Below are 15,785 nucleotides of genomic sequence, written 5' to 3'. Positions count from 1 at the left end.
GTGACATTACGGAGCAGCCGCCATGAAAACGCTGGCCAAGGATTGATTTGATGGACACGCAACAACTGACCCAAGGCCTGCAGCTGGCATTCTTCGGGGAAAACCACCGCATCGTGTTCTGGTACGACCCGGAGCAGAGCTTTGCCGATGAGCTGTCTCAGCTGGATCTGCCCGATGTGCAGGTGCTGAACATGCAGGGCGAATCCACCTTCGGCCTCAAGCTGAAGCTGGAACTCGAGGATACCCAGGGCAAGTACCTGCTGTACTTCCCCTGCGCCGAGCCGGATGCCGAGGATGACTGGCTGCTAGACATCAAGCTGTACTCGCGCAGCTTCTATGCCGATAAGGTGTCGCTGATCCTCAATGAGCTGGGCCTGCAGCAGATGAGCCTGCGCAAGCACCTGGCTCGGCGCGAGTTGTTTCTCGGCAGCAAAGCGCGACTGGCTGCGCTGAAACGGCTCGTCCAGGCAGATGCCGACGAAGAGGCGCTGGATCTGGCGATGATTGCCGTGGTGCTTGGGGCGGGCAGTTCCGATCTCATTACCCTGCTCTGCACCTTGGCCGAGACGGCTGTGCGCGACGAACTGGGCCTTGAGAACAACCCGGCCGCAATCGAAGATCTGTACAAGTTCGGCCTGATACCGGCGCTGCTCCAAGCGTTGCGCGATGAGGTGGGCTATCCGGCCAGTGTGGAGGAGCTGAATGGAGAAAAACCGTTCAGCTTCGGCCACTTCCTGATCCGCCTGCTGGCAACCGGCTTCTGTGAGAGCATTTCCGATATTCCCGGCTGGGCCACAGCGATTGCGATTCCTTCGGCCAACGCCCGTGCCACATCACGCGCCCTGCTCTCACGATGGCGGGACAGCTCGCGATTCTACAAAGCCTATGACGAAGTCTCGGACTGGGTCGGCGAAGCGCTGCGTATCCGTGAGAAGATCGGCGAGATGCCACTGGAAACGCTGGCCAACGTCGCCACCTTCGAGGCAGTGGAGCGACAGATCATTGTCGATCTGACCCAGGCGACTCCGGAAGCCGATCCTCGGGATCTGACGCTGTTCTCGCGCATCATCGCCGAGCGTCTGGACAACTACTGGGCGTCGCGCCACAAGGATGACGAGGTCCGCCGCAAGTACCGCTTGCTGTATAGCGCGCTGTCGGCCGCCATCGAGCTGTTCTCCCTGCGCCATAGCCATGCGGCCGGCTTCCACTTTCACAGCAGCGAGGCGCTGTATAAAGCCTACGAGAGCGAGCTGTATCACTTCGACACCGCTTACCGGCACTACTTCGCGGCCTCGCAGCGCGCCCATGTGGAGTTGCTCAAGAAGCTCGATGAGGCGGTCGAGCAGTGCTACGCCTACTGGTATCTCGACCAACTGGGCCGCAGCTGGGGCAACCGCATCGAGGCGGAGCAGCGGCTGAAGCACTGGAAGATCGCCGGCATTCCCAACCAGCAGGACTTTTACGAACGCTGGGTGCGCCCGCAGTTCGAAAAGCAGCGCAGCAAGCGCCTGGTGGTGATCATCAGCGATGCCTTCCGCTACGAGGCGGCGGTGGAGTTGCGCGACCGGATCAACGAGAAGCGCTACAGCGAGGCGACCCTGGCCAGCCAGCTCGGCGTTCTGCCCAGCTACACATCGCTTGGCATGGCCGCGCTGCTGCCGCACAAGAACCTGGAGTACCGCGAGGGCAGCGGCGACACGCTGTTCGTGGATGATCAGGCCACCAACGGGACGGCGCTGCGCGACAAGATTTTGGCTCGGTATCACGGCATTGCGGTAACCGCCCAGCAGGTCAAGGAGTGGTCGCGAGAGGCCGGGCGCGAAGTGCTCAAGGATCAGCAACTGGTCTACGTCTACCACAACGTGATCGACGACCGCAGCGACAAGGGCGGCGGCTCCGAGTCGGACACCTTCCACCACGTCGAATTTGCCATCGAGGAACTCACCGAGTTGACCCGCAAGATCCTCATGCACTTCAACACCAGCACGGTGCTGATCACCGCCGATCACGGCTTCCTGTTCCAGCAGAGCAAGCTGGAGGAGGCCGACCGTACCGCATTAGTGGATAAACCGGAGACGGCGTTCAAGAGCAAGAAGCGCTACGTGCTCGGCCATAGTCTGCCGACGACCAAGGACGTTTGGCAGGGCTCGACGAAGCAGACGGCGGGGACGACATCCGACACGCAATTCTGGATCCCCAAGGGAGCCAATCGGCTCCACTTCGTCGGAGGCTCGCGCTTCGTGCACGGTGGTGCAATGCCCCAGGAGATCGTGGTTCCGGTGTTGACTGTCAACCAGCTCCGCGGCGCGAAGGCCGAGAAGCGCACCAAGCGCAAGGTCGGCGTCATCTCGCCGAAGTCGGCGCTGAAGATGGTCACCAATATCCAGCGTTTCGACCTGATCCAGACCGAGGCAATCAGCGAGCAGGTGCTGCCGGTCACCGTCGCCGTTGCCATTTACGAGGGCGACCAGGCGGTATCCAGCGAGGAGCTGGTGACCTTCGACTGCGCGACCGACTCGATGACCGAACGGCTCAAGCAGGTGCGCCTGTCGCTGCTGGGCAGCGATTTCGACCGCAAGAAGGATTACTTCCTGATCCTTCGCGACAAGGATCTGAACACCGAGCTGGAGCGCTACCGCGTCACCATCGACCTGGCCTTCACTGACGACTTCTTTTGAGAGCACGAGACTAGATGGATATCGAACTGGATAAAGACCTCGACCAGTTGCTCAACGAGCACTTCGCCGGGCGCGTGGTGCGCAAGGATCTGACCAAGCTGATCAAGGAAGGCGCCAACGTCCCGGTCTACGTGCTTGAATACCTGCTGGGCATGTACTGCGCCTCGGACGATCCCGGGGTCATCGAGCAGGGGCTGCGCAACGTCAAGACTGTGCTGGCCGAAAACTATGTGCGCCCAGACGAGGCCGAGAAGGTCAAATCCCTGGTGCGCGAGCGTGGCACCTACAAGGTGATCGACCGGGTGACCGTGCGCCTCAACGAAAAGAAGGACCGCTATGAAGCTTCATTCAGCAACCTCGGCATCAAGGATGCGGAGATCTCGGCCAGCATCGTCAAAGAGTACGAAAAACTGCTGGTGGGTGGCATCTGGGTCATCGCGACCCTGAGCTACTACCACGAGGAAGGCCAAAGCGGATCGCCGTTCGGCGTGACCCTCCTAAAGCCGATCCAGATGCCAAATATGAACCTGCAGGAGCTGTTCGACGGCCGCGCCCATTTCAGCACCGTGCAATGGCGCGAGGCCCTGATCCGCTCGATCGGCATGGAACCCTCGACCCTGGACGAATCCGTGCAGTGGCACCTGCTGGCCCGCATGATTCCCTTCGTCGAGAACAACTACAACGTCTGCGAGCTGGGACCGCGCGGTACCGGCAAGAGCCATATCTACAAGGAATGCTCGCCCAACAGCATGCTGGTCTCCGGCGGGCAGACCACGGTGGCCAACCTGTTCTACAACATGAGCAGCCGGCGCATTGGCCTGGTGGGGCTTTGGGATGTGGTTGCCTTCGACGAAGTCGCAGGCATCAACTTCAAGGACAAGGACGGCGTGCAGATCATGAAGGACTATATGGCCTCCGGATCTTTCGGGCGCGGCCGTGAGCAGATGGAGGCCTCAGCCTCCATGGTCTTTGTCGGCAACATCAATCAGAGCATCGAGTCCCTGGTAAAAACCAGCCATCTCCTGGCCCCTTTCCCCGAGCAGATGATCGATTCGGCCTTCTTCGATCGCTTCCACGCTTACATCCCTGGCTGGGAGATTCCGAAGATGCGTCCGGAGTACTTCACCAACAAGTACGGGCTGATCGTCGACTACCTGGCGGAGTTCTTTCGCGAGATGCGCAAGCGCAGCTTCGCCGACGCTATCGACAAGCATTTCAAGCTGGGTAACAACCTCAACCAGCGTGATGTGATCGCCGTGCGCAAGACGGTGTCCGGACTGCTCAAGTTGCTGTACCCGCATGACCAGTTCACCAAGGAGGATGTGCGCCAGTGCCTGGAGTACGCCCTGCAGGTGCGCCGTCGGGTGAAGGAGCAGTTGAAGAAGATCGGCGGCATGGAGTTCTACGATGTGCACTTCAGCTACATCGACAACGAATCCCTGGAAGAGCACTTCGTCACCGTGAAGGAGCAAGGCGGCGGTGCGCTTATCTCTGAAGGTCAGAGCAAGCCCGGTTTCATTCACACCATCGGCCTGAGCGGCAAGGGCATGCCCGGGCTGTACCGCCTGGAGCTGCAGGTCACCAAAGGTACCGGCAAGCTGGCCACTTCCGGCCTGTGGAATTCCAGCACCACCAAGGAGCAGGTAAAGATCGCCTTCGACTACTTCAAGGCCAACGCGACGCGCATCAGCGCCTCAGCCAAGGTCCTAGATCACGACTTCCACCTGCACGTGGTCGAGCTGCAGAACACCGGCCCGCTGACTCACATGGCCCTACCCAGCTTGGTGGCCTTCGCCTCCGGCCTCTTGGGGCGGCCGGTTCAGAGCCAGATGGTGGTGCTGGGCGATATGAGCTTGGGCGGCAACATCACCCCGGTTGAAAGCATCGCCGAATGCCTTCAGGTCACCTTCGACGCCGGCGGCAAGCGCGTAGCCCTGCCGATGAACAGCGCCATGGACATCCCGACCATCCCGCCAGAGCTGTTCACCAAGTTCCAGACCAGCTTCTATGCTGACCCGGTGGATGCGGTGTTCAAGGCGTTGGGGGTGGATTGAGCCGAGTATACGAGACTATCTCCGAGTGTCCTGAGTTAGAAATTCGCATAACTTGTAGGACAATCCTCAATGCTGGTCAGCACAGAGCAGAGGGATGGGGGAAACGCTACCGTGGGCAGTAGCAGATGAAAAAAGAAGAAGCCGGCGATGCTGCTGGAGGACAACATGCCGGCAAAGCGTGCTATGGAAGCAGAAAGCTCACAGTGATGACCATCTGCAGTGTACCCAGATGGCGTACTACGTCACTGTGGCATGCCGTCACTGTGGCAGGGTGACTCAGGCAGATCGATGTGAATGTGATAGTTGGCTCCGACCGCAAAGCCAGGGATGTCCGAGCTACGGTCGAGCGTTTGCCTGCCGCTGGCAGCCGGGTCCACTGCCTGGCCTTCGGCGGTATGAATCTCGTCAGCTTGGCAGGCAAAATGACCATGGGCGTGATCGCACGCATCACCGAACTCGAGCGTGACCGAGACAGCGAAGTGCTGTACTCGGACTCCACGGCTCTCAGGTTCACTTCTGGACCGACAGAGGGCGCAGTGACGGGATCACCTGGGGATTGCGGGTACCGATTTCCCAGCGCCGCGCCTCGATCTCGGTGTAGACGAACCCCGGCACGTACAGATCCCCGTTGTCGTCCTCCCATGGGTCGACGGCGATGCGCATGACCACCGCCTGGCTGCGGATCGGCAACGGGCTGCGCACGCGCATGGGCAGCGGCGTGTTGTCGGCGCCCTCGGCGAACAGCACACGGGTTTCCGGCTCGCCCTCCTTGCCCTCCTTCTCCTTGTCCTTGCCTTTCTTCGCAGTGCCCTTGTCCTGCTCCTGGCGCAGCACCGTCTTGTAGGCGCCGCCGTCGGTGGCCGCATACACCTCCCGGGCGGACATGCAGGTGGCGCCTTCGGGCATGCCCTTGCAGCTGTATTCCTCCTCGCCGATCTTGAGGCTGGAACAGCCGGTAATCGCGCCGACCAGCGCCAGCAGGACAACAATCTTCTGGGTCATTTGAGTCTTCCTCACTTGGCAGAGCTGAGTTTCAGGGTGCTTTCGTCGAACTGGGCCGACAGGCCTTTCTTGATGATGAAGTTGACTTCGCGCATGGCATCGATCTCGATCACCGGGAACATCTCCTCGGCCATGTCCATGTAGTAATCGGCCAGACGCTCCAGGGCGCTGCCGACACCGCGCACCGCGGCCCCCTGCATCGCATTGGCATCGAGCGCCTGCTCGTAGACGGGACTGGAGACCTTGCCCGAGTCGCCATCGCCGCCGCGGGTGACACTGATCGAGGGCACCTGGCGGACATCGAAGGCGGAAGAAATCCCTTCGGCGAACCCGGCCAGCAGCGCACGGGACAGCAACTGGCCCTGCTTGCTGACCAGCCGCCCGCGGATGCCGGCCTTGCCGTCCTCGCCGGTCACGTAGGCATCCAGGGTGGTCTCGAGGACGGCTCCGTCGTTGCGCACGCACGACAACCGCTCCGCGCGCATGTAGGCGCGCTCCGAGCTGCGCTCGCCCCAGCCGGCGGCGATGACGAAACACTCGCGGAAGTCGGCGCGGAAGCGGTTGGGCAGGATCGCCTCGCTCTTGATCCGCACCAGGCTGGGATAGGGGTCTTTCTGGGCCTTGCTGCCCGTTGGGGCGTCCATGCCGGTGACCAGCACCCCCGAGAGGATGGCGCCGGCCGGCAGGCTGACCGTCACCGCCTTGGGCAGCTTGTCCTTGCCCGCGTCCTTGGCGTTCGAGCCGCTGCGGATGGTGCGGATCTTCGGGGCGGCGGCTTCGCCCGAACCGGAGTGGCCGGGCACGCCGACGGCAGTCGGTGCCGGCATGTCGGCGTACACCTGGCTCAGCGCGGCCGGCGAGCTGGTCGCCCGGGAAACGAAGGGCGTTCGTCTGGCCGGCGCGTAGGATTCGTCTGCCAGGGACGAGCCCGGCGGGGCCTCCTCGCTACGTGCCTCGGACGCCTCGCTGCGCCGTTCCAGTTGCGCCAGCGAATTGCGCAGTTCTTTCAGCTCCTTTTCCAGCTCGTTGACGTGTTGCTGGGTTCGATCGTCCTGCTTCTCTTTCTCGCGCAGCCCCATCGCCTGCTCCATCCGGTACTGGCTTTTCTGCAGGTTCTGGATCTGGGTGACCAGGGCATCGAGGCCCATCGAACGAGGATCGTCGTCGGTCAGGATCGCCTCCACCCTGGGTTTGCTCGGGGCGCTGCGCGCGCTGCTGTCCGGATTGGCGGCACTCATGGCGACGGCCACGAGGGTGCCGACGACCGCCACCGTGCCGCCGATGGCCAGGGTCCGTTTGGCCGTTGGCGTGAGGTTTTCGAATACGCTCTGGAGATTCTGCATGGGGGCTCCTTACTGCAGCAGGCTCGGACGGGAAGAACGGTCCGGGGCGTCCGCGGGAACCCGGGTGACCAGGAACACTTCCGTCTTCTGACCCGGCTCCAGAATCTCGTGGGGCCAGCTGCTCACCGCCGCCCGGTAGGGATGGGTGCAGGCGCCGTGATCGAACTCCAGGGTCCGGCTCGAGATGTTCTGCGCGACGGCCACGAAGATGCGGAAGTCGTGGCCGGTGATCAGCTGCGATTTGCTGAAATCGAACTTCAGCCCCGGTTGGGCGCAGGCCGGGATCGAAGCGCCCGAGGGCAGCGCCCCGAAGCTGTAGCCGGGCGGCAGGGTGCCCAGCGCCATGTCGCGCAGGATGCTGCGCAAGGAGTCCATGTAGGGCTGGCTGCGCTCCCACTTGCTCGCCTGTTCCGTGCTCGTGTTGGCGCCGGTCTGCACCGCCTGGCCTTTCCAGCCGCCCGGCCCGTTTTGCGCGAGGATCAGGTTCGCCTGGATCGGCGGCACCGGCTGCGGCAGCAGGGTCAGGGACAGGGCGATCGACTCGTCGTCCTCCGGCGTCACGAACAGGGTGATGGGCTGGTCGGTGTGCGGCGTGACGTAGAGGGCATTGCCGCTCGACGTGATGGCCGCCTCGCTGACCGTCTGGACGATCGGCCGCTCGAAGGGGGTCACCAGCCGGTTGATCTGCCCTCTGCTGATCGGGATGAGGGTGTTGGAGCCGGGCGACACCAGGACCTCCTGGCGGGTCTCGACCAGCACGGGCGCCGTCTGCGGCTTGGCCATGACCTGCGCCGGAACCGCGGGAAGTTCGGCGGCGGCCAGTCGGGCAGAGCTTTTCCGCTCGGTTTGCGCCGGTTCGGCCGGGGCCTCGACGGCGGGCGCCAGCTCGCTGGCCGCCATCGGCAGGTTCAGACCGGGGATACTGACGTCATCCGCGGCATGGCTGGTGGCAGCTGCGATGGCCAGCAGGAGGGCGGCAGGCCGAAAGCGTTGGGCGGAGCGGGACGGTAAGGCAGATGGGATAGGACGCATGGGGGCAACCTCTGTGCTCGGATGCCTCCATTCTGAAAAGTCGATCTGTTTCTGTGCGGCCTTTTCCGGCCATTTTCTGGCTTGAAAGGACCTCAAAAAACGAAGAGGGCCAGCCATTCCAAAGGAAGGCTGGCCCTCACTGCCGTTCCGCGCCGATACGGCGCAGACCTATTCCGTCTTGTTGTGCAGCTTCTCCATGCGCTCGTTCATCTTGGTCTCCCGGTCGATCACATCCTGGCTGCGGGCATCCCCCGAATAGGTGTTGAGCCAGCTCAGCAACGGCCGGTAGTTGCGGATCTGCAGTTCCATCTCGTAGGTGCGGGCCTGGCGCTTCTTGTCCCCGATCGGACCCTCGCTGACCGAGCGCCCGACGACGAAGAACTTGTTGGGATTGGCGTTATCGCGCAGCACCTTCTGAGGCTCGAAGCCCAGCGAGACCCGGTCCTGGCGGATCAGGAAGATCTGATAGTCCAGCACCTCCATCACGTCTTGATAGATGCCCGAGTCGAGAATCGGGCCGAGCGCTTCCTTGACCACGGTGGCGTTCGAGGGGGTGACGTTGCCCAGCAGCATGGCGATGTACATGGCCCAGGCCTCGGTGTACTCCTCCCCGGCCCGGGTCTTGCTGACCCATGACTGCTCGGCCAGCGTCGGCGGCACCACGGTGACCACCTGGTCCCGGCTGATCGCCACGCAGGAGACGAACAGGTTGGCCACGATCAGCCCCAGCACGACCATGCGCAGGAATTTGGCCTCGCCGCGCAGGGTGTCGAAGGTGTCCTTGAGATTCTTGGCGAGCATCAGATGAACTCCCTTTCATAGGCATTGGGCATGCTCCTGGCGTTCTTTCCGGAAATCGCGCCCAAGTGCCAGTACAGGGCGTGCAGCAGATAGCCGTCCGGGCGGTTGTCGCAGTAGCGCCGGTAGAAACGCGCCAGCGCGAAGCCGACGACCAGGCAGACCATCAGCTGCGCGATCAGCACGCCGGCGACCATGGCGATGCCGATCGGCATCACCTCGTCGATGCGCCAGAACAGCACGTAGGGTGGCTCGTCGATGTATGCGGGAATTCTCACGCCGTCGTTACTCATGGTCGGCCCCCTTGCTCTGGCCAGATAGCCCTTCCAGGGCCTGCAGTATTCCGTCGCGGCTGGCATGCGCGCCCTGCAGCACCAGCGACTGGCCGGACTCGTTGTCCACCACCAGGGTGGACGGCGTTTGCGTGATGCCGAGCTTGAGGGCCTGGTCCAGGTCGGCCTTCACGCGGTCGACGGCTTCGATGGAGTCAAGGCAGCTGGCGAAGCGCTTGCCGTCGAGGCCGAGGGCGGTGGCCAGGCCGGTGAGCGACCCGGACACGCCCTTGCCGTTGGAGGGGGTGCTCTGGAATACGCTTTCGGCGTACTTCCACGCCGCCTCCGAGCCGCCCTGCTCGCCGGCGCATTCGATGGCCAGCGCCTGATTGCGCGAAGCCTCGCCGTGGGCCGGCACATGCAGCAGCGCCGCGTTGATGTGCCCGCCCGAGCTGTCGATCAGGCCCTTGAGGAGGGGGAAGTGCTCGCGGCAGTAGGGGCATTCGGTATCGGTCATTTCGACCAGCGTGTAGCGGGCCGTGGCCGCCCCGTAGATCCAGTTGTCGGGCACGGCATCCCCCGTATTCCCCGCCTCCCCGGATGGGACGAGCTTCAGATTGCCGATGAGCTCCGTCATCGCCGCGGTGTCGATGCCTGCCGGAGTAAGCATTTCCAGCTGGTTTTTCAGGTCGGCCATTTCGCTCTGGCATTGGCCGACGAGCTTGAAGTGATAGAAGCCGCCCACCACCAGGGCAGTGGCGAGCCCAGTGGTGAGCAGCGTTGAGCGGATGGACATGGAGGACATGCGGGGCAACCTGTGTGGATGGAGTTGCCCCATTGTGAAAAGCCGATTCGCGCCTGTGCGGCCATTTCCCGCCACTTTCTGGCTTGAAAGGCCCCCTTCAAATGCGCTTGGGCAAGTTGCTGATCAACAGCGACAAAACGACCGGCACCAGGATGAGGATGAAGGTGCAGACCAGCAGCGGCGGGATCGGCACCGGCAGCAGGACGCTCAACAGCAACAGGATGGCGCCCCACGACAGGATGGCCACGGCGTTGTTGTTCAGCAGCGGCGAGGCGTAGTCGAAGCTGTGCCGCTTGGCATGCCAGCGCATCCAGCCGGCGAACACCGCCGGCAGCAGCACCACCGCCAGGAATGGCAACCAGAACAGCATCATCATGATCCGGTAGACCATCTGGTAGAGGATCTTCTGCAGGGCCGCTCCCCGCGAGGCCAGGTACTCGAACCACCAATCGACCTTCGCCTCGAAGGACTCGACCAGCCGCTCGCCCCGCGGCATGAGCAGATCCGACACCGCCGCCTTGGCGCCGGAGTCGATCACCAGCGTGGTGTACACACTGCCGGTACGTCGAATCACCTGGCTCATGTCTTCCTTCGTCAGCAGGCCGTAGCCCCACTGTCGCTCCAGGGTGAGCACCCGGTCGATCAGGGCGTTCGGCACCACGGTGGCGAGCATCAGGACCAGGATGAAAAAGAACGCCAGCGAGGCGACCAGTCCTTTCGGCCACTTCTCCTCGATCACCTCAGACATGCTCGGCGGCTCCGTGCGTTTGGATCAGGTACTCGGTGACCTCGGACGGGACGTAGGCGTGACGGCCCCAGCGGGTCGTCAGCTCGGCGCCGGGGCGCTGGTCGACCTGCTCGAGCGCCGATAGAGATGGCCCAGGACGAACTTCAGGCGCTCGTAGTCGGCGATGCCCAGCTGGCACATGCGCCGATAGCGCGGCAGGGCCTCGGTCAGCGCCGTGCCGACGATCGGCGGGTTGTAGCCGGCCAGCAGCAGGGTCTTGATGAAACGGCTGCCGCAGCGCCACTCCAGATCGAAGGAGCGCAGCAGCGTGGTCGACGGCTCGTCGAGGCCGGCCAGTCGTTGGATATCGCGGGCAATGGAGGTAGACATGCAGGAATTCCGGATCAGTGGGCCGAGGGGGATTGAGGGAGTTGCAGGATGGGCAGGCGTCCCTTGCGGATGTCGCCGCCGGCGAACACCGCCAGGTATTCCAGGTCCGGCAGCTCGCCCAGCAGCGCCATGGGAAAGCGCTCCCCCTCCTCCTCCATCAGCCGCTCACCGACATTGCCCGACTGCAGCACGCCGGCCTCGCCGCTGGAGTTGCCCTGCGTGCGCATGACGTACTGGTAGCGGCTCATGGGCATCTTGCTGGCGATGAACTCCTGCGTGTCGGTATCCAGCACGCGCATCGCGACGATGTGGTTGGCGTTGGCCAGCACCTGCAGGGCCTTGGCTTCGTCGCCCATCCGGGCCTTGAAGTCGGCGATCGTCTGGGTCGCGATGTAGAGGTTGATCCCCGCGCCGCGGCCCTTGTTGAGCAGCTGGATCAGCTGGTCGTTGAGCACTTCCGCGGCTTCGTCGACGAAGATGTTCACCGGCTTGGGCTGGCGATGGTTGTAGATCTCGCCGGCCGTCGAGGCCAGATCCGCCAGGGCCAGGGAGCCGATTGTCGAGCCGACCATGGGGTCGGACAGGGCATCGAGGCCCAGATACAGCACCTGGGCCGCATTGATGACCGAGTTCAGGTCGCAGATCGGCCGTTCGTCGCCATCGTCCCACACCGGCGACAGCAACGGCCCCATGTGCCCCGAGGTGAGCATGACCAGGATCGGCAAGAGGCCGGCGATCATCTTGCCGAAGTGGGTGCGCTCGTGCTCGAGCATGGTGAGCAGGCCCTCGATGTCGGGATTCGGCTCGGCCTCGGCGATGTCGCTGTAGTAGAGCTTGCGCAGCACCTTGGCGCGGGCCTCGACGTCGCGCGCCTTCGCCGCCCGCACGGCGGTGTCGGCCATGCTGTCGAACTGGGCTGCACCGAACACCTGGCGCCCGTAGGCGGTGACGACCTTGATCGTCAGGCCGGGAATGTCGCCCTCCAGCGTGCGGCGCATCCCCACCAGGGTGGGCAGGATGTTGCAGATCAGCATGGCCTGGATGACGTTGTTGAGCGCCATCTGGGCGAACGCCTGGAAGGGATCGCCCGCCTCGCTCTTCATCAGCACCGCCACGCGGGAGGCGACCTCGGTGGCCCGGCCATAGTTCTTGGTGAGCGAGAGGCGAACCGACTTCTCCGGGTGGCCGGGGTGGAAATACTTGAAGCGGTCGGGATCGCCGGTCGCCTCGCAGGTCAGCCGGCAGGTTTCGGCCAGCCCCTTGTCGCCTTTGGGGTCGATGACGATGACGGCCTCCCCGCGGGCGATGCACTGGCTGATCAGCAGATCGAACAGGCGCGTCTTGCCGGCGCCGGTCGTGCCGATGATCAGGTGGTGGATGGAACGCTGGTCTTCCGGCCGGAAACAGGGCTCCTCTTCCGCCATGCCGAGGCCGTGGATCCAGCGGCTCCCCTTGACGCTCGCCTTGCGCCGGCCTTTCTTGGCCACCAGCTTGTCGATGTCCCGCGACAGCAGCTCGAAGGCCATCTGCCCGTGCTTCTGCCCCCAGCCGAAGGCCGTGCCGTAATAGATCTGCTCGGGCATCTTGCGGGTTTCCTTCAGCAGCGCCTCCAGGGTGACAAAGCTCATCTCGACCCCGCACAGGCACGCCTTGGCCCGGTGGATACGGATGGCCTTGGGCAGCGCCGCCAGGGCAAAACCGGCCTGCACGCCCAGGGTGATCAGGTAGGGGGTGAGCGGCATGCTGGTCGACAGGTGCACCGCCGTGCTGGCCACCATGGAGGCACACCAGGCGGCCGTCTCCGCGGCCTCGTAGTTCGGGCGCCAGAGGTTCGTGTAATTCCATTCACTCATGGATGGCCACCTCCTGGGGCAGAGCACGGATATAGGTCTTCTTGCGGACGGGCACCTTGGCCGCATCGCGCAAGCTGAAAATGGCCTTCTCGACGTCCAGGACGGAGGTATTCAACTGCAGGGCGAGCGTGCCGATCTGGGTCGGGTTGACCACCAGGGTGTCCACGCCCCCTACCTTCTCGGGCCGGGCCTGTTCCAGCACCGCCGCCAGGTAGTCGCGATACCGGGAGATCTTTTCTTCCGGGACACGGCTGATATGCGGAATGTCCCAGTCCAGCCCGGCGAGCTTGCAGAGGATCACACTCAGCTGAGCAGTGAACAGGAAGCCGGTTCGGTTATAGAAACCCCGCGTGAGCGGGGCGCCTTCCTGGGTGAAGTCCTGCCAGAGCCAGCCAGCGCTGAAGAGCGGCTGGATGTCGTCTGGGGTGAAATGGGTCTCGTCCAGCAGGATGAATGCCCGGCCATAGACCGGTCGCAATTCTTGCGGAGTGCCCAGACAGGTGAGGAGCTTGCGGGCGAATGCGGGCTGGGCCTCGAGAAGGGCGATCTCCGCTGGCGTCAGTCGCGCTTCCTGCTCGGGCGTCAGCACGGCTGCCTCCGCCCGGGACTCGGAGAGCGGCATGGGCGGCTCGGGGGCCGGCTGGGGCTGGCTGTCGGAGTGCGCAGGCTCGGGCTCGGCCAGCAGTGCGGCCAACGAGACCTTGCCGCGGGTGGCCTCGGGCTCGGGGCTTGGCTCAGGGGCCGACGGGGCATCGGCGGGCGTGCCCAGCATTTCGGCCAGCGGAACCTTGCCGCGTGCGGCTTTTCGGGGAGCCGTCTCGGCGCTCGACTCGGGGGACGCCTCTCCATCGACCGGCGTGCCCAACAGATCGGCCAGCGAAACCTTGCCGCTTTTTCGGGGGAATTCCGGCGCCTCTGGCTCTGGGGCCGACTCTAGGTTGGACGTCGCGAGGGCCCTTTGTTCCGGCGAGATTGTGCCCAGCAGCATCCGCTCCAGCTCTGCATCCGGATCTTCCATTGCCTCTTCAGGGGGCTCGTCGGACGGCTCGGCACTCGAGGCCGGCGGCGCGGCCTCGGCGGTCTTGGGCGCCGGCGGGGCGCTTGAGGGCACCTCGGCAGCCGCCGGGGCCGGCATCGACGGGGTACTGGGCTCGGTCGGCATCCGGGGAACGGAAATGTCGCTCTGCCCGGCCTCGGGAGCCGGCTCTGGCTGGCGCGGCGGCTGCGGTTTCGCCGCCGCGGGTCCCTGGGCGGCCACCGCGGTCGGCACGGAAACCGGCTTCTCGCGATCGAGAAGACCTTTTTCGTTGGGCGCGATCAGCTCGATCTGCTCGCCCTCCTTGCCGAGGAGAATGGAGGTCGGCGGCGGGACCGGCACATGCGGAAACAGCACGTCCGGGGAGCTGAGTTTCAGGCAGCGCAGAGCCGGCCCCTTGCCGTTCCTGCACAGGACGTGCGGGGTGACGAGCCAGTAGAGGTCGCCATCGTCCCGGCGCTGGGCCAGGCCATGATCCGCCAGGATGGCCAGGAGGGTTTCCGGCGAGCGCGGGATGGCCACGATCCCGTCCTTCACCAGCAGGCTGACGATCTCCTCGGCACCGCTGTGCCAGGCGATATAGACGCCATCGATGGCCACCCATACCCGGCTGCCCGGCGCGTTGACCGTCCAGCGTCCCGTGCTGAGCAGGCGCAGCATGGCGTCGCTGACCAGGCGGATGACCGGCACGCCGGTATCCCCGCCTCCGGCATGGCTCGGCCCCTTGAGCAGGTCGCGTTTGACCGAGGCCGAGTCCGACCGGCGTACCCATTCGGTCAGGGGCGCGGGGTTCGCGTTGCCCGCAATCGCATCGAATATGGCCTCGTAGATGTCCCGCCCGCCTTCCATAAGCCAAGCGACAGTCTCATCGGGGATGAGTTTATGTGCCAGGGCGACCGAGACCTGGATGTGCTTTTCGTGGCGCTGGGCATTCCAGTGCAGGAAGTAGCGATCGAGCTTGTGGTGCATCGCCCACTGGTGGAGGGTTTCCCGTCCGGGGTTCCACTCGAGCTTGCCCTCGAAGTCGGTGGCGCGCAGGTCGGTAAGGGCCTTGCCAGCGTCGTGCAGCAGGGCCGCCGCGACGCCCGCCACATTCCAGCGCCAGCGGCGAGTGCTGCGCCGGGCCGGCGTCTCGGCGGTGTCGAAGGCGGTGGTCAGGCACCCATCCAGGGTGAGGTTGGCGACTTCGAGGCTGTGGCGCAGCAGCCCGCCGGGACCCGCGTGGTGATGATTCTCCGAGGCCGGCAGCAGGTGCGCCAGCTCCGCGAAATTGATCAGGATCGGTTCGACATAGCGTTGGTACTCGTCCTTCGGCAGGCCGATGGAGCCTGCGATGCGGTCGATCAGCTTGCGCTGGTAGTGGCGCATGAACCACTCGCCCGTCACCTTGCCGGGATAGCCCTCCTGGTAAGGGGGATAGCGCAGGTTCCGCCAGTTATGGTTTTCCAGGTAGGGGCGAAGCTCCGGGGGAATCAGCCGCTCGGCCGGATGGGGCGCCTCGGCGAAGAGCGAGGCGTAGTTGTCGCCGAACAACCAGCGTTTGAGGAAGGACGGGAACATGAGGACTCTCGTAGCAGTGGGTCGAGCCCCCATGATCGGAAATCAAATCGCGCCTGTGTGGCCATTTCCCGCCACTTTTTGGCTTGAAATTACCGGATCGAAACGAAAAAAACCCCGACAGCAGGACTGCACGGGGGTTGGGATATTGATCTGCTCACTGGGCCAGTGAATTTCCTCCAGGCGCCCGCGCCAGTAGTCCCGGTGGTATGCGAGGCCTTTGTGGTGCAGACGGCGG

Annotated in this window: 12 protein-coding genes; 2 read left to right on the top strand and 10 right to left on the bottom strand. The window is 64.1% G+C overall.

Annotated features, from left to right (window positions below):
• The first annotated feature begins 50 nt into the window (after window positions 1-50).
• Window positions 51-2,678, top strand: coding sequence for a BREX-1 system phosphatase PglZ type A (pglZ, locus tag GCU53_RS24400; RefSeq protein WP_152390153.1), 2,628 nt, complete (start codon window positions 51-53; stop codon window positions 2,676-2,678).
• A gap of 14 nt (window positions 2,679-2,692) precedes the next feature.
• Window positions 2,693-4,732: a protease Lon-related BREX system protein BrxL gene (gene brxL / locus GCU53_RS24395; protein ID WP_152390152.1), complete on the top strand. Its 2,040-nt coding sequence runs from the start codon at window positions 2,693-2,695 to the stop codon at window positions 4,730-4,732.
• A 510-nt stretch (window positions 4,733-5,242) separates the two neighbouring features.
• Here brxL and traV read toward each other — a convergent pair.
• The 10 genes from traV to mobH form a co-directional block, all read right to left on the bottom strand.
• A complete protein-coding gene (gene traV / locus GCU53_RS24390; protein ID WP_152390151.1) occupies window positions 5,243-5,734 on the bottom strand; it encodes a type IV conjugative transfer system lipoprotein TraV in 492 nt (163 codons plus the stop codon).
• Window positions 5,735-5,745: 11 nt separating this feature from the next.
• Window positions 5,746-7,077 carry a TraB/TrbI/VirB10 family type IV secretion system protein gene (locus tag GCU53_RS24385; protein ID WP_152390150.1) on the bottom strand — a complete coding sequence of 444 codons (1,332 nt, stop codon included), beginning with the start codon at window positions 7,075-7,077 and terminating at the stop codon, window positions 5,746-5,748.
• Between the two features lie 9 nt (window positions 7,078-7,086).
• Window positions 7,087-8,109, bottom strand: coding sequence for a TraK domain-containing protein (locus tag GCU53_RS24380; protein WP_152390149.1), 1,023 nt, complete (start codon window positions 8,107-8,109; stop codon window positions 7,087-7,089).
• A 168-nt stretch (window positions 8,110-8,277) separates the two neighbouring features.
• Window positions 8,278-8,910 (bottom strand): TraE/TraK family type IV conjugative transfer system protein, encoded by a 633-nt coding sequence (locus GCU53_RS24375; protein WP_152390148.1) that lies wholly within the window; start codon window positions 8,908-8,910, stop codon window positions 8,278-8,280.
• The gene (gene traL / locus GCU53_RS24370) at window positions 8,910-9,200 is read right to left on the bottom strand and encodes a type IV conjugative transfer system protein TraL (protein WP_090733043.1); all 291 of its coding nucleotides are present in this window, start codon (window positions 9,198-9,200) and stop codon (window positions 8,910-8,912) included. The genes GCU53_RS24375 and traL overlap by 1 nt, the downstream gene beginning before the upstream one ends.
• Complete coding sequence (locus GCU53_RS24365; RefSeq protein WP_152390147.1) at window positions 9,193-9,984, bottom strand: DsbA family protein; 792 nt, start codon at window positions 9,982-9,984, stop codon at window positions 9,193-9,195. Before GCU53_RS24365 ends, traL begins: the two co-directional genes overlap by 8 nt.
• A 97-nt stretch (window positions 9,985-10,081) precedes the next feature.
• The gene (locus tag GCU53_RS24360; protein WP_090733048.1) at window positions 10,082-10,732 is read right to left on the bottom strand and encodes an IncC plasmid conjugative DNA transfer DtrJ family protein; all 651 of its coding nucleotides are present in this window, start codon (window positions 10,730-10,732) and stop codon (window positions 10,082-10,084) included.
• A gap of 78 nt (window positions 10,733-10,810) precedes the next feature.
• Window positions 10,811-11,101: a hypothetical protein gene (locus GCU53_RS24355; protein ID WP_152390146.1), complete on the bottom strand. Its 291-nt coding sequence runs from the start codon at window positions 11,099-11,101 to the stop codon at window positions 10,811-10,813.
• Window positions 11,102-11,115: 14 nt separating this feature from the next.
• On the bottom strand, window positions 11,116-12,954 hold the full coding sequence (gene traD / locus GCU53_RS24350) for a conjugative transfer system coupling protein TraD (protein WP_152390145.1): 1,839 nt from the start codon (window positions 12,952-12,954) through the stop codon (window positions 11,116-11,118).
• Entirely contained in the window at window positions 12,947-15,550 is a 2,604-nt protein-coding gene (gene mobH / locus GCU53_RS24345) for a MobH family relaxase (RefSeq protein WP_152390144.1), read from the bottom strand. Before mobH ends, traD begins: the two co-directional genes overlap by 8 nt.
• Between the last annotated feature and the right edge of the window lie 235 nt (window positions 15,551-15,785).

The organism is Azotobacter salinestris (assembly GCF_009363155.1).
GTDB classification, from domain to species: domain Bacteria; phylum Pseudomonadota; class Gammaproteobacteria; order Pseudomonadales; family Pseudomonadaceae; genus Azotobacter; species Azotobacter salinestris.
Note: the sequence above shows the minus strand (reverse complement) of the source record. Positions and strands in the feature narration are given on the sequence as shown.

Bases quoted from the DNA above. Each gene is read 5' to 3' on its own strand.
- GCU53_RS24365 (WP_152390147.1), bottom strand. From the start codon at position 9,984: ATGTCCTCCATGTCCATCCGCTCAACGCTGCTCACCACTGGGCTCGCC.
- GCU53_RS24385 (WP_152390150.1), bottom strand. From the start codon at position 7,077: ATGCAGAATCTCCAGAGCGTATTCGAAAACCTCACGCCAACGGCCAAA.
- mobH (WP_152390144.1), bottom strand. From the start codon at position 15,550: ATGTTCCCGTCCTTCCTCAAACGCTGGTTGTTCGGCGACAACTACGCC.
- traL (WP_090733043.1), bottom strand. From the start codon at position 9,200: ATGAGTAACGACGGCGTGAGAATTCCCGCATACATCGACGAGCCACCC.
- traD (WP_152390145.1), bottom strand. From the start codon at position 12,954: ATGAGTGAATGGAATTACACGAACCTCTGGCGCCCGAACTACGAGGCC.
- GCU53_RS24360 (WP_090733048.1), bottom strand. From the start codon at position 10,732: ATGTCTGAGGTGATCGAGGAGAAGTGGCCGAAAGGACTGGTCGCCTCG.
- GCU53_RS24355 (WP_152390146.1), bottom strand. From the start codon at position 11,101: ATGTCTACCTCCATTGCCCGCGATATCCAACGACTGGCCGGCCTCGAC.
- pglZ (WP_152390153.1), top strand. From the start codon at position 51: ATGGACACGCAACAACTGACCCAAGGCCTGCAGCTGGCATTCTTCGGG.
- traV (WP_152390151.1), bottom strand. From the start codon at position 5,734: ATGACCCAGAAGATTGTTGTCCTGCTGGCGCTGGTCGGCGCGATTACC.
- GCU53_RS24375 (WP_152390148.1), bottom strand. From the start codon at position 8,910: ATGCTCGCCAAGAATCTCAAGGACACCTTCGACACCCTGCGCGGCGAG.
- brxL (WP_152390152.1), top strand. From the start codon at position 2,693: ATGGATATCGAACTGGATAAAGACCTCGACCAGTTGCTCAACGAGCAC.
- GCU53_RS24380 (WP_152390149.1), bottom strand. From the start codon at position 8,109: ATGCGTCCTATCCCATCTGCCTTACCGTCCCGCTCCGCCCAACGCTTT.